10 protein-coding genes are annotated in these 13,284 nt (G+C 66.4%); 3 read left to right on the forward strand and 7 right to left on the reverse strand.

Annotated features, from left to right (window positions below):
- Positions 1-45 precede the first annotated feature (45 nt).
- Positions 46-1,923, reverse strand: a complete 1,878-nt coding sequence (gene ggt, locus DBV10_RS00445; RefSeq protein WP_124509528.1) for a gamma-glutamyltransferase — start codon at positions 1,921-1,923, stop codon at positions 46-48.
- Between the two features lie 247 nt (positions 1,924-2,170).
- Between ggt and DBV10_RS23355 the strand changes: the two genes are divergently transcribed.
- Entirely contained in the window at positions 2,171-2,335 is a 165-nt protein-coding gene (locus tag DBV10_RS23355) for an Lrp/AsnC family transcriptional regulator (protein WP_370451079.1), read from the forward strand.
- 58 nt (positions 2,336-2,393) lie between these two features.
- Here DBV10_RS23355 and DBV10_RS00455 read toward each other — a convergent pair whose 3' ends face one another.
- On the reverse strand, positions 2,394-2,906 hold the full coding sequence (locus DBV10_RS00455) for a DUF1993 family protein (RefSeq protein WP_124509530.1): 513 nt from the start codon (positions 2,904-2,906) through the stop codon (positions 2,394-2,396).
- A gap of 148 nt (positions 2,907-3,054) precedes the next feature.
- Positions 3,055-4,326, reverse strand: coding sequence for an MFS transporter (locus tag DBV10_RS00460; RefSeq protein WP_124509532.1), 1,272 nt, complete (start codon positions 4,324-4,326; stop codon positions 3,055-3,057).
- A gap of 65 nt (positions 4,327-4,391) precedes the next feature.
- Here DBV10_RS00460 and DBV10_RS00465 point away from each other — a divergent pair, with 65 nt between their 5' ends.
- Positions 4,392-5,369, forward strand: coding sequence for a helix-turn-helix domain-containing protein (locus tag DBV10_RS00465; protein WP_199740010.1), 978 nt, complete (start codon positions 4,392-4,394; stop codon positions 5,367-5,369).
- Positions 5,370-5,841: 472 nt separating this feature from the next.
- Here DBV10_RS00465 and DBV10_RS00470 read toward each other — a convergent pair whose 3' ends face one another.
- Together DBV10_RS00470 and DBV10_RS00475 are read right to left on the reverse strand one after the other, a co-directional pair.
- Complete coding sequence (locus tag DBV10_RS00470; RefSeq protein WP_233589749.1) at positions 5,842-8,349, reverse strand: DUF2779 domain-containing protein; 2,508 nt, start codon at positions 8,347-8,349, stop codon at positions 5,842-5,844.
- 75 nt (positions 8,350-8,424) lie between these two features.
- Positions 8,425-9,381: a YafY family protein gene (locus DBV10_RS00475; RefSeq protein ID WP_124509538.1), complete on the reverse strand. Its 957-nt coding sequence runs from the start codon at positions 9,379-9,381 to the stop codon at positions 8,425-8,427.
- A 208-nt stretch (positions 9,382-9,589) separates the two neighbouring features.
- Between DBV10_RS00475 and DBV10_RS00480 the strand changes: the two genes are divergently transcribed.
- Positions 9,590-11,143, forward strand: a complete 1,554-nt coding sequence (locus tag DBV10_RS00480) for a hypothetical protein (RefSeq protein WP_124509540.1) — start codon at positions 9,590-9,592, stop codon at positions 11,141-11,143.
- Positions 11,144-11,243: 100 nt separating this feature from the next.
- On the opposite strand, the gene DBV10_RS00485 is transcribed toward DBV10_RS00480, so the two are convergent.
- Together DBV10_RS00485 and DBV10_RS00490 are read right to left on the reverse strand one after the other, a co-directional pair.
- Entirely contained in the window at positions 11,244-12,251 is a 1,008-nt protein-coding gene (locus DBV10_RS00485) for an alpha/beta hydrolase (RefSeq protein WP_370451077.1), read from the reverse strand.
- A gap of 69 nt (positions 12,252-12,320) precedes the next feature.
- Positions 12,321-13,283 (reverse strand): hypothetical protein, encoded by a 963-nt coding sequence (locus tag DBV10_RS00490; protein WP_124509542.1) that lies wholly within the window; start codon positions 13,281-13,283, stop codon positions 12,321-12,323.
- Between the last annotated feature and the right edge of the window lies 1 nt (position 13,284).

The following is a 13,284-nucleotide window of genomic DNA, read 5'->3' on the forward strand; positions in this document are numbered from 1 at the left end:
GCGCAGCACCTGTGCAGGTGCTGCAGCCGATCACCACAAAGCAGGTCAGTTGTTGCCCTGTGCAACCCCCTCGCGGCGCGGATCGGCACCGCCCGCATAGGTGCCCGCGCCCGGGTTGCGCGCCAGCAGGCCCGCATTGCCGTTGGAGCGCAGGCCGTTGAACACCGCGCCATGCAGGCCGCTGGTGAAGGTGTCGGTCTGCGCCACGGTGTGGCCACGCGCCTTGAGGCCGTCGCGAAGGGCTGCGGTGTCAATGACCGAGCCCTTTTCGATGGAGGTGGTGGCGTTGGTCTGCGCGCCGAAGTTGGGCAGGTTGATGGCCTGCTGCACGTTCAGCCCCCAGTCCGTCATGCCCAGGATGCTCTTGGCCGTGTACTGGATGATGGCGCTGCCGCCGGGCGAGCCGATCACACCTTCCAGGTCACCCGTGGCGGCGTTGAAGATGATGGTGGGCGCCATGGAGCTGCGCGGGCGCTTGCCGGCCTGCACGCTGTTGGCGATGGGGTTACCCGCCGCATCGGTGGCCGTGAACGAGAAGTCGGTGAGCTGGTTGTTCAGCAAGAAGCCGCGCACCATCTGCAGGCTGCCAAAGCCGTTCTCGATGGTCGTGGTCATGGACACCGCATTGCCCGCGCCGTCGATGATGGACAGGTGCGTGGTCGATGGCAAGGCCAGCGAGCTGTCCTGCCCCTTGGCACCGCTCACGCCCGGTGGAATGCCCGCCACGGGCGTGCCGATGCTCTTGCTCATGCTGATGAGCTTGGCGCGTTCCTTGAGGTAGTCGGCATTGATCAGGCCGGCCTGGGGCACGCTCACGAAGTCGGGGTCGGCCACATACAGCGCGCGGTCGGCATAGGCCAGGCGGTAGGCCTCGGACACCACGTGCACCGAATCCAGCGTGTTGGGCTTCATGGCCGCGAGGTCAAAGCCCTGCAGCAGGCCCAGGGTCTGCAGCACCGCAATGCCGCCCGAGCTGGGCGCGGGCATGCCGCACACGCGGTATTGCACGCGGTACACGCCGCACACGGGCTCGCGCACCTTGTGGGTGTAACCGCTCAGGTCATCGAGCGCGAGCTTGCCGGGGTTGGTGGGGTGGCCCGCGACCTTGGCCACGATGTCCTTGGCGATGTCGCCCTTGTAGAACGCGTCGGCACCACCGGCCGCAATGGCCTTGAGGGTGGCCGCCAGCTCGGGGTTCTTGAGCAAGGTGCCCGCCGCCTTGGCCGTGCCGTCGGTATTGAGGAAGTAGCTGGCGCCGGGCTCGCCCTGGGCCTTGATGCGCGCAGCCGATCCGGCAATCGACACGCTCATGCGCGGCGAGATCGCAAAGCCGTTTTCGCTGAGCTGGATGGCAGGCTCGAACAGGTCCTTCCACGGCAGCTTGCCGTGCGCCTTGTGGGCCGCTTCGAGCATGCGCAGCACACCCGGCGTGCCCACCGACAGGCCACCGTCCACCGCCGCCAAAAAGGCCAGCGGCTTGCCGTCGGCACCGATGAACAGGTTGGGCGTAGCGGCCTTGGGCGCGGTCTCGCGGCCATCGTAGGCCAGCAGTTTGTTAGCACTCTTGTCGAAGTGCAGCATGAAGGCGCCGCCGCCGATGCCCGAGGACTGCGGCTCCACGAGGTTCAGCACCATCTGCACGGCAATGGCGGCGTCTGTGGCCGTGCCCCCCTTGGCCAGGATGTCGACGCCGGCCTTGGTGGCCAGCGGGTTGGCCGTGGCCACCATGTCCTTGTTGGCATAGCTGATGGCCTTGGGCGTGTAGCCCGAGGGCGGCTCGGGCGGCACGTACTGCTCGACGGGCTCGGGCGTAGCCACCGGGAGGGTGGGGCCATCGTTGCCACCACAGGCTGCGAGCACCGCCAACGCGGCGATGCTCAGGCCCGTGACATAGGGTTTGCGTCGAAAGACAGAAGCCGTCATGGATGAAAGTCCTTGGAAGAAAGGGAAAGCAAAGGAAGGGGAACGCGGGCCACGGGGGCGCGGAGCACGCCGCACCACGATGGATGCAAAACCCCGGAACTGCGGGGTGGGGACCGCAGGTTCCGTGCCAGAAACGCCCGTCCAGTATGTGACACGGGCATGAAAATGATTTTGCTTTTACGCCACGCTTATCGCCAAATAGAAGAAAAGATTTTTCATATTTGCCGAAAAACAGAATCAGGATTCCATTGACCGCCCACTGCTGGCCTTGCTGCAGCAGGACGCCGAAACCCCGCCGGCCGAACTGGCGGACGCGGTGAACCTCTCCAACACCCCCTGCTGGCGCCGCAGTCGGATGTGGGTTCGCGCTTTGCGATGGAAGCCATCCAGTTCACCACCGCGCTGCCGATGAACTGCGCGCAGTGCACCGTAGCGGCCGCCGGGGGCGGCCGCCTGCGCAAAGGCCCGGATCAGTATTGGCCCATGTAGTCGCGCTTGCCCAGCTCCACGCCGTTGTGGCGCGCAATGGCATAGGTCGCGTTCACATGGAAGAAGAACTGGGGCAGGCCGTAGTGCAGCAGGTAGTGCTCGCCCACAAACTGCTTCTCGCGGGGGGTGCCGGGCTGGATGGTGATCTGGCGCGTGGCGGCCTCGGCAAACGCGGCCTGTGGCAGGCCGTCGATAAACGCCAGCACGGTGGCGATGCGCTCGTTCAGTTCGGCAAAGCCGGGGCGCTCGGCGTCGGGGAAGGATGGCACCTCCACACCGGCCAGGCGTGCGGCCACGCCCTTGGCAAAGTCGCAGGCAATCAGCACCTGGCGCGCCAGCGGGAACATGTCGGGGAACAACCGGGCTTGCAGCAAGGCATCCGGCTCGATCTTGCGCGCCGTGGCATGGGCCTCGGTCTTGGCCAGCACGTCTTTCAAGGAGCCCAGCATCTGGCGGAAAACAGGGATGCTGGCGTTGTAGATGGGGTGGGTCATGGGGGGTCCTGGGAAGGGTTGGAGTGGGCTGCGCGCCGGGAGCCAAGCACAGCCGCCGTGATTGCAACACAAGCCCGCTCCGCGCGTTGGACAGGGCGCAGAACCCCTGGCGCGCCCGGCCTATAGCCGCGCCTCCCCGCCCCTCCGGTCAGGCTGCGGATGCCACGGGCCGCATGGCCCGCGCCGCCACGCCCACGCCCACCAGCGCGGCCGACACCACACTCAAGCCCAGGGTCACCGCCGAGCCATAGAAAATGCCCGAGGTCATGCCGTGGTCCAGCATCGCGCCAAACACCGGGGCCGCCAGGCAAAAGCCCAGGTCCAGCCCCGAATACACCGTGCCATACACACGCCCCGTGGCGCCCGGGGGCGCAGCGCGCTTGATGAGCATGTCGCGCGAGGGCCCCGCCAGGCCCGTGCCCAGCCCGGCCACCGACGCCACCACCACCGCCGCCATGCCGGGCAAAAAGCCCAGGCCCACCACCACCAGCAGCGCGGCCGAGCCCAGCAGGCACACCGAAATGATCTTCTCCAGCCGCTGCACGCGCCCCACCAAAAAGCCGCCCACCAGCATGCCCGCCGCGCCGCACAGCATGTAGCCGGTGACGACCATGGCGGTGACGCTCAGCGGCAGGCCGTACATGGACTGCAGCGCGGGGCTGGCAAAACTCTGGATGGCGCTGAGCGCGCAGGTGCTCCAGAAGAAGAACGAGAAACACAGCCACACCGAAGGCAGCCTGAGGAAGGCCATGGGGTGCTCGGGTTGGGCCGCCGCTGCCCCGCCCTTGGCCTGGTGCGCCCAGGCACCCTGGCGGTCGTCAATGGCATCGCGGTTCCACACCATGATGGCCAGCACCGTGAGGGCCAGCAGCGCGCCACACAGGCAGGCGGTGCGCCACGAGCCCGTGGCCGTGGCAATGCCCGCCATGAACACCGGTGCCGTGGCCCAGCCCAGGTTGCCGCTGATGCCATGCACCGAAAAACCATGCCCCAGGCGCTGCGGCGACACGCGTTTGTTCAGAATAGTGAAGTCCACCGGGTGGAACGGCGCATTGCCCAGCCCGGCCAGCGCCGCCGCCAGCAACAGCCCCGGATAACCCTGCGCCGTGCCAGCCGCCAGGCCCGCCGCCGCAAAACTCGACAGCGCAAAAAACATCACCGGCCGCGCGCCCACGCGGTCCACGATGAAGCCCGACAGCGCCTGGCCCACGCCCGAGATCACAAAAAACACCGACACCAGCAGGCCCAGCTCGGAATAGCTGAAGCCAAACTCACCGATCAGCCACGGGAACAGCGGCGGCAGCAGCATGTGGAAAAAGTGCGAGCTGCCATGGGCCAGGCCAATGAGGCCGATGGTGCGGGCGTCCTGCCGCAGGGGGACAGGGTTGGTGAGGAGGCCAGAGGAAGAGGAAGCGGTCATGGGGCTGATCTTAGGCAGGCAGGCCTCGGCAGGTTTACGATAGACGGACAACTTTTGTCGCAAACATGCCAAACCCACCCGCCGCGCCTGCCATGCCCCCCGCACCGGTGGTGGAACACTTCGCCGCCGAGGTGGTGCCACGCCCAGCCCCCGGCAGGTCGCGCGGGCTGTCGTACGTGGGCTCGCTCACCCCCGAACTGTTTGTGCCCACCGCCGCGCGCCCGGTGCGTGCCAAGCTGCGCTGGCTGGCCGCCGACACCCAGGTGATGCCCCACAGCCATCCCTGGGCCCAGGTGGCGATCTCGACCACCGGCGTGATCCGGCTCACGGTGAGCCACGGCACCTACATCGTGCCGCCCTCGCGCGCGCTGTGGATTCCGCCCGGCGTGGAACATGCCGTGACCATGGTGGAGGACGCCGACCTGCGCACGCTGTACTTCCACCAGCCGCGCGGCCGCTGCGGGCCCGGTGCACTGGGCGACGGCAGCCACAGCGGGTCTGCCCAGGCCTGGCGCCAGTGCCGGGTTCTGGAGGTGTCCGACCTGCTGCGCGCCCTGGTGCGCGAAATGCCCACCACGCCCGACGGTGGCCCCGCCCCCACCCAGGCCGCGCTGCTGCGCGAGCGGCACCTCAGCGCCCTGGTGCGCGACGAACTCGCCCGCGCCGCCGCCGTGAAGCTGGGCGTGGACCTGCCGCAGGACAAGCGCCTGCGCCACCTGTGCGAAGCCGTGCTGGCCGACCCCACGCGCCACGACACCCTGGCCGACTGGGCGCAGGACACCGGCGCCAGCCCGCGCACCGTGGCGCGGCTGTTCCGCTCCGAACTGGGCAGCACCTTCACCCAATGGCGCCAGCAGGTGATCCTGGCCAAGGCCGTGTCGCTGGCCGCCGGGCGCATGCCCATGGGCCAGATCGCCGCCGAACTGGGCTACAGCGCGAGCGCCTTCAGCGCCATGGTGCGCAAGTCGGTGGGGCAGCCGCCGGGGCGGTTTCTGGGGCAGCAGGATTTCAACGGATCTACGGGTAGCAGACCTGTTGCGTGACGGTGCCAAGCGACCTGTACGGTCTTGCAGATTGCCCCCGCGGGGGAACCAGGCACCGCCTGTCGGCAACTCCCTCGTGCCCTAGGGGCCGCTCTCCGGCGAGCTGTCAAACGACATCTCCAAAGCGTATCCACCTTCACCCTGCGGCACGCTGACGGTGCCCATATCCACCATCTTGAACGGCTGAAAACACCCCCCATCAGCTTGGAAATAGGGCTCCCTTTTCACGCCCCAGCTTTTCACCCACTCACGAGGGCCTGGACCCACCTTCTGACCAACTTCCGCGAGGACAAGAAAATCCTCACCGTTCCACATTCCGATGTTTGCGTTGCGCCCTCGCCCTGCGTACCAACGGCCAACAATCAACGCGTCCTTGGAAATTTGCGTGCATGTCACCAATTGAGATTGCCTCCAAATCAACTTCGCACCAAACAGAGACCCACGCGGACTTCGCGCCAAAAGCTCTGAGTTATCAGCGGTCGAGCAATTTCTCGACGTGCGCCAGGAACTGGCCACCCGCAATCCAGTTGCTTCCAAGCTTCTTGCCCACACCACCTTCTGCAAGGTCACACTTGTAGGCCTTCGCTCGGAGTTGCTCAAGGGTCATTGTCGGCAGCGCTGAACGCCAGTTCTTCAGACCCACGACCCAAGAGGCCCCCTCCATTCGGCACCGTTGCAGAAGCGTATCGAAATCGAGCACCTCCCGATAGTTCCTGGCTCCCGAGGCAGAAGGGACATCGCCATTACGCAACCGGCGCGTGAGCAAGTCCAGCGACAGCAGGCTGCTTCGCACGGCGGGCCACTGGTCGGCATAGTCATGCGCATCGAGCGACTCTGGCAGGTCAGCGAACGACATCCAGGTCCAACCATCCTCACCGGTCGGCCAATCCACCGGCTTGCTCACCTGAGGTGCCAGATAGATGACCTTGGCGCGTGAGCAGTGGCCCAAGGCTTCGCGCAATCCATTGGCATCAGAGGCACCAAACCCTTGCGCCAGCAGGTTGCGCACGTTCTGGTACTTGCCCCGCTCCTGGGAGGCGGCTCCAATCGCGTCCAGGTCATCCAGAAGGAACGCCGCAGACCCCTCTCGGACAATCTTGTTCTGAAGTTCCCGATAGATAGCGGCCTGTTCTGGACGGAAGGTTGTGTCCGTGGTCTTCAGTTCCACCAACAGCAGTTCTCGCGTGGCGAGATTGAGCATTAACCAGTCGATGTTGGTGGACTGGTTGTTGCCAGCCTTCTGGATCGGAAACTCCGGGCACAGCATCACGATGTCATCGTCCGGCTTAGACGCCAGTGCGTCGGCCAGAAAGAAGCCGATGATCGGTCCGATGGAGCGCTCAACCTGCACCTTGGGAATCATGGTGCCTTGCATCAGGTGCTGCATCAGGGCCGCGAAAAACGGAACTTCGCTTGCAGATTCGGAATGCGCAGGGGATTGGGTCAACATGGCTTTTTCTCCTTGGGTACTGCCTGTGGGTTGAGGTATTGAGTAACTTTGCGAAAATTTTTTCCAGATCTCCACCATCGCCAGCGTATCCAGCGCGCAATACGCCAAGAGTTCATCGCGAATCAGCGCCTTGCGCTGTGGTGACGTGGCCGGTGCGATGGCTTCAAGGTACGCAGCCATTGCCATGCCGCCGTCCTGCACACCCGTCAGCGCGTCATATCCTAGATGGGGCGCTATGGCGGGCAACACTTTCTTGATGCTCCAGCTCCCGTGCTGGCGCGGGTCGTAATACCGAGCCTGTGCAATTGGCAGCAGATCCACCAGCCTGTCGCGAATCGCCTCCAGTTCTGGGGCCAAGGCGGGAAAGCGCTGGGCGAGTTCCTTCAGGCGGCTGCCTTCAAATCCTGCGTGGTAGACGAAAACGGGAAGCGGCTGTGCACAAGTGCGGACCAATTGCGCGGCAAACGCTTCCGAGGGCTCGTTGCCGGAGATATCTAGAAAGGACTCATGGCTCAGTTGCCCCTGCGCATCCATCTGGTGCAGGCTGAACTGAAAAGGCAGCATCTGGAATGGCCGCGTACCTGCCCACCGGGGCACTCCAAACTGGATGGTTTCGAAATCCAGAAAGTACGCAGGCAAGGGATACGGGCGCAGATCCTGCTTGGCGCCTTCGGCATCAAAGTACGCCCGTCCCGAAACGGTGGCATCACGCACACGGCGTTGCAGAGGGGTGAGCAGCGCTTTGGGTACATCCCGCATGTCTTGTACGCCAGTGTGAGCCAGAAAATCCTTGAGCGCTTTGGATGAAGTGCGCGGCAGCCAGGCAACAGGGAACTCCGCCGAAGGCAGGTACTTTCGACAATGTTCCTGAAACCCGCAGGGAAAAGGGGTTTCGCACTGCGTCCCCATCTGCACATCCGGAGGCACGGCCTGCGCGGCCACCCGCTGCGCGTTGCCAATCCATGCCGCCACCTCCCCGCTGCGTGCAAAGGCGCCTTCGGTGACATCTTTCTCAACGAGCAAACCCTGGTAGTTGCCCTCGCCCGGGTAAATCCACGCCGCGTCGATGTGTGCAATACAAACGCTGCGCACTTCAATGCCCGCAGCCCGTGCGATGTAGCTTTGAATGGCGGCATCGTCTTCCTGGTAGTTTTTGACAGAAGTCGATGACTTGACCTCTACCATCTTCCAGGCCGGCGTTGCGCCATCCATGACCGGCAGCATCACATCGGCGAATGCAAGCCCCCCCGCCGCAGACATACCAGCTTCAAACAGTGGCTTGCGCGCCTGCAGAAGCTTGCGGGTCTTTTCCACCGCCGCAGCCACACCCTCGGCCTGCAAATCGATTGTTGCGCCATCACCCGCCGGGTCATAGATTTGCTGCGCCACGGCCCCCACCGCATGGCCCGTCTGGAAAACGGCTTGCGTAGCTGCGGAGTCTCGCCGCGCCCCGGGTTGGTGGACTTCCAGCCAGAAACGCTTGGGGCACTGCCTGAAAGCAATCAGCTTGGATTTCGACAGGGCACGCACGGGGTGTTCTTCCGTAGAAAAGTGGTTTGGCATAGCGGGGGAAAGAGTGCTCTGTTAACTAGGTACCGCCGCAGACTACGCATCAACGGGAGACGCGTCCCGCGCGCCTTGCGAACCCGCCCCCCATTTCGCCAGCGCTTGCTCCAGGCAATGGACCAGCGCCTGGTGCCAGGCCAACGGCTGCACGATGCGCACATGTGGCAGCCAATAACGCACCACGGGCAACAACTGGTTCAGGTGGCTGACATGGGCCGTGACAAGCAACGACCCATCCGCGTCCTGCCTGTGCTGCTGCTTGGGCAGGATGGCGCGTCGCACGAAGTAATGCGCTACCTCAGAATCAACGCGCAGAAGTACCTCCGTGGTGTCGGGGGCGAACCACATGTCCTCTTTGCGGTTGATGTAGTCATGGTGCCGCCGGTCCGGGGTGAAATGACTGGCTTCATCCGGTTGCAGAGACTGAATCAGTGCCACGCTGAAGCTCTTGAGCTGCCGCCCTTCTGCAGCGGCCAGGTACCACACGCCATTGTTGTGAATCAAACGATAGGGCTGGACATGACGAGGCTTGGCCTTGTAGGTGAATCGGCATTCGTGGTGCTGCTCAATGGCCCTCTGCAGCAAGGCGAACTGCGGGCCCAGCCCTTGCAGGTCTTCGCTGGGCATGGGCTGAACCCGTACTGCGTGCCCAACAGACTTTTGCGTGTCCAGAAGCCCCAGGAGATAACCCAGGCTGTTGTCCGGAAACAGATGCTCGGTACCTGCCAACCGGGCGTAGACGCCGAGATGGCTTGCGGGGATCAAGGCGCGGGCCGCGTGGGCCAGTTGCCAACGGCCTTCGGGAGTGCGCTCAGCAATACCGTACAGGCGTTCGCCCAGGTCGCGTTCAATCGTTCGCACATCCACCTCAAAGTCCCGCGCCAACCGATGTTTATCAACAATATCTCCCTGATGCAGTTGCGCCAGGATCTGAGCTAGGCGTTGCGCCAGCTTTTCTCCTTTGGCGCTGGTGCGGCGGGTGACACGGGTGTTCATGCGAAGTGGGACTTGGGTGGTGACGAAAGGCAATGTAGACAAAAGCTGCGACAGGTTGTGTCAGAGCAACTGGCAACTTGTTTACGAGGAAACGGGAATTTCCCAACACATTCTGCCGTGGAGCATTGGCACTGCCGGAGCCCATCCAAAACACCTGACATCTCCGCAGCAGGGCCCCCACGCCCCATGCCGATACCATGCACCCAGCATGAAACCACCCCTGCGCCCCCTCCTTCTGGCCCTGCTGTGCACGGCACCCTTCCTCGCCCCCGCCGCGCCGCTGGACGTGACGCCCGACACGCTGATCGAGCGCGCCAACCTGCTGCGCGATGCGCGCGAGCGCCCCTGGGACCCTGCCACGGGCCGCCTGGGGAATCTGCGGCAGGTGCACATCATCGCCAACGACTGCACGGTGCGCGTGGTGTCGGGGGCCGAGAACCGGCTGTTCCTGGGGCGGGGTTCCTTCAGCGTGACAGAAGACACCCTGGTGGCCGACCGCCAGCGCCGCGCCCTGCCCCCGGTGCGCGACGTGACGATTGCCGCCGGGCCTGCGGCCCCGGCCATCCCCCGCCTGGGTGCCGACACCGGGGCCGTCTGCTTCACGCTGCAGCTGGCCACGGCGCACGAGATGCTCGTTCGCGGCGACCGGCTGGCGCTGCTGTTCGATCGCGTGGAGCTGCCCGTGCTGCGCATCTCCCTGAACCCCAGTGCCGACATGCGCCTGTGGTTCTACGGTGTGCGCCTGGGCCTGCTCAGCCTGAGCTCCAATGCCTGGGCCAAGGCCGGTGGCACAGGCCAGATCGAGTGGCTGAAGCTGCACAGCACACAAAGCAGCAGCGCACTGCTGTTCCACGACATGAACGCACGCCATGTGGGCGTGAGCGCCCTCACCACCGGGGCGCGGTTTTCGATCCGCATCGGCCAGGACACCGATGCGGGCTACTACCAGCCCGCCCGCGCGCCGGGCGCCATTGCGCACCAGTACCCCATCTGGATCGACGGCCCGGTCAACGCGCTGAAGGTGCCTGCGGGCCGGGTGGACGCCCTGCCCCTGACCGGTGCGCTGCGCGACGAAACCCGCGCGCTGCAGCAGGACGTGATGGGCCGCGCCGGGCCCATGCCGGTGCTGCCGGCGCCCGACCCCTCGGCCGCGCCGGCCCCCACGGTGCGGGCCGCGAGCGGTGAGCCCCTCTCGCCCCGCCAGCGGGTGAGCGATGTGCTGCAGCCCGTGCTGCTGCCGGGCATGGCACTGGGCAAGGTGGACCTGTGGAAGGACGGCGCCGCGCTGGAAGGCCGCGCGCCCAATGACCAGGCCGTGCGCCAGTTTGTGAAGGACCTGCAGCGCTCGGGCGAGGTGCGCAACCCGCAGGTGGCCTGGATCCGCGCCGAAGGCGAGCGCGTGGCCTTCCGCGTGCTGGTCACGTTCCTGTGCGCGGCGCCGGGTGAACCCAGCCGGTGCCTGCCCGCCACGGGCAGCAGCTACACCCGCGAGCAGGTGGAGGATGCCCTGCGGCCGGTGCTGGGCAGCGCCGTCACGCTCACGCGGCTGGATCTGGTGGACGGCGCCCTGGTCACGCTGGAAGGACGCGGCAGCGAGGCCGATGTCCGCGCGGCCATGGAGCGTGTTCGCAACGAGCTGCCCTGGCTGGAAGCGTCCAGCTCGGGTATGGGCAACGGCAGCTTCTCTGCCCGGCTGCGCATGGTGTGCACCACCCCGCCGCGCGCAGCGGGCATCTGCGCCGCACCGGGGCCGCAGCGCTGATCCGCAGGGACACAGGACATAAAACCCCTTGTAGCGCTTGATGGTCAAGCGCTACAAGCTATCAAAACAAGAGCAAATCTATGCCCTGAAGCTGGGTGCCTCAGCGGTTCAGCGGCCCGCACAGGCCCGCACCAGGCGCACGCGCCCACTGCTCGGTCCACGCCCACAGCTGCTGCACGCCGTCCTGGCCCTCCCCACCGGATGTGCGGCGCTGCAGGCCGTGGTCGGCGCCCTCCATGCGCCGCGCGCAGTAGGGCGCGGTGCGCGAGGCGGCCAGCTCCGCAAAACGCGCATAGGCCACGGCGGGCACCAGCGCGTCATCACCGCCCCACACCTGCAGCAGCGGCCAGGGGCTGCGCAGCAGCGGCAAGGTCAACGGCCAGTGCTGCAGGTCGCGCCAGTAGCCCAGGCTGCGCCCCTGCACCACCACGCTGTCGGGCGGAGCGCCCGCCACGGTCTGCGCCAGCGCGGTCCAGTCGCCCTCCACGCCCAGGCGGCGGGCCTGCAGGGCCCCGGCCTCCTGCGGGTCCAGCCCACTGGAGCCGATGAGCACCAGGCCGGCGAGCTGCGGCACCTCGGGCGCCAGCGCGGGCAGCAGTTCTGCCCCTTCGGAGATGCCCACCAGCAGCTGCGGCACCGCGGGCTGCCCCTGGCGCAACCGGGCATCGGCGCGCAGGGCCGCGCGGGCGTGCGCGAGCCAGGTGGAGTGCCGGTCGCGCACCACAAAGCGGTGCGGGCAATCGGCGGGGGCAGTGCGGTCGCCAGGGCTTACCCCGGGCTTGTGCAGCACCAGCACCTGGGCGTGCAGTAGCCCGGCAAAGTAGCGGTCGGCCAACGCCCCCAGGCCCGCACAGCCCGAGCCAGGGACCACGATCACCCGGTAGCGCAGGGGCGGCACCCGCTCGCTGCGCTGCAGGGCCTCCAGGGCCACGCCGCCTTCGCCGGGCAACACCAGGGACTGGAAGGTGCGGGTGGGCGCTGCGGTGCTGGCCGCTGCAGATGGCGGGGTGGAAGGCGCGGCCGCACAGCCCCCCAGCCCAGCGCCCACCGCAGCGGCGAGCATCACCCGCCCCGCCCACCACCGCGCGCCCATGAAAAAGGCCAGCACGTGGCTGGCCTGAGGCGATGGGCTCGCAGCGACAGAACAATGCGCCACGGCGTAGAACATCGGCAGGGTTTACTTGAGGATCAGCACCTGCTCGGGCTGCTGGGGCTGCGGCACGGGCATGGGTTGGCCGCCTTGCTGGTACACCGGTGGCGGGCGCACGCCGCGCGCCAGGTTGGCATCGGTGTAGCCCAGTTGCCCGGCGAGCTGCTGGTACACGTCCTGCGCGAGCGACAGCGAGGTCTCGCGCATCACCTTGGCGCGGTTGGGCGGGGCGATGTCGCCACGGACCGACAGGATCTTGGTGTCGTTGCCTTCGCCCTGGGCGGAGAACGCGGCCTTGATCTCGTAGGTCTTGGTGTTGATGAGCGAGAAGTCGGCCAGCAGTTGCAGGCCGTACTGGCGCGTGGCGCTGGTGGTGCCTTGCAGGGGCGAGAGCGCGTCGGTGAAGTCGATGCTCGACACCACGCCGAACAGCACATAGTCCGCGCCATTGAACTCGCCCTTCTTGATGCGGCTGATCACATCGGCCACCTGGGGCTGCGCCTGGGGCGTGGCCATCTTGCCGCCCTGCACCTGGTTCAAGACCTGCTCGGCCTTGCTGGGCTGGGGCTTGCCGGCGTCAAAGCCCTTGCCCTGGATCAGGCGGAAGTAGGTGCCCTGCAGGATCGCGCCCTTGATGTCGTTGGTGTAGCCCCCCAGCTCGCGCTGCTCGATGTAGCTGTAGCGGCCGGCCACATAGGTGCCGCTGGCCTGCTCGGACGCCTGCATGGACTGCTGGCCCGAATACGAGCCCGAGCCGCCGTACATGCCGTGGCTGTGGCCGCCGCCCTGGCTGCTTTGCGCGCTCATCTGGCTGCTGCGCTGGTAGGTGCCGGCCAGGAAGTACTCGGACACGCGCTGGGCATAGGCCAGGTCGGTCACGGCGATCTTGGGGGCAGCGCCCGGCTGCTGCGCCTGGGCGGCGGTGCCCCAGGCCAGCGTGGTGGCCGCGATCACGGCCAGGGCCGTGTGGAGAGTGGTTCTGCGTTGCATG

The organism is Acidovorax sp. FJL06, from assembly GCF_003852545.1.
In the GTDB taxonomy this organism is placed as follows: domain Bacteria; phylum Pseudomonadota; class Gammaproteobacteria; order Burkholderiales; family Burkholderiaceae_C; genus Acidovorax.

What these genes read in the sequence shown, in the direction of transcription:
- ggt (WP_124509528.1), bottom strand. Translation starts at nt 1,923, where the DNA reads ATGACGGCTTCTGTCTTTCGACGCAAACCCTATGTCACGGGCCTGAGC.
- DBV10_RS00455 (WP_124509530.1), bottom strand. Translation starts at nt 2,906, where the DNA reads ATGACCCACCCCATCTACAACGCCAGCATCCCTGTTTTCCGCCAGATG.
- DBV10_RS00460 (WP_124509532.1), bottom strand. Translation starts at nt 4,326, where the DNA reads ATGACCGCTTCCTCTTCCTCTGGCCTCCTCACCAACCCTGTCCCCCTG.
- DBV10_RS00465 (WP_199740010.1), top strand. Translation starts at nt 4,392, where the DNA reads ATGCCAAACCCACCCGCCGCGCCTGCCATGCCCCCCGCACCGGTGGTG.
- DBV10_RS00475 (WP_124509538.1), bottom strand. Translation starts at nt 9,381, where the DNA reads ATGAACACCCGTGTCACCCGCCGCACCAGCGCCAAAGGAGAAAAGCTG.
- DBV10_RS00480 (WP_124509540.1), top strand. Translation starts at nt 9,590, where the DNA reads ATGAAACCACCCCTGCGCCCCCTCCTTCTGGCCCTGCTGTGCACGGCA.
- DBV10_RS00490 (WP_124509542.1), bottom strand. Translation starts at nt 13,283, where the DNA reads ATGCAACGCAGAACCACTCTCCACACGGCCCTGGCCGTGATCGCGGCC.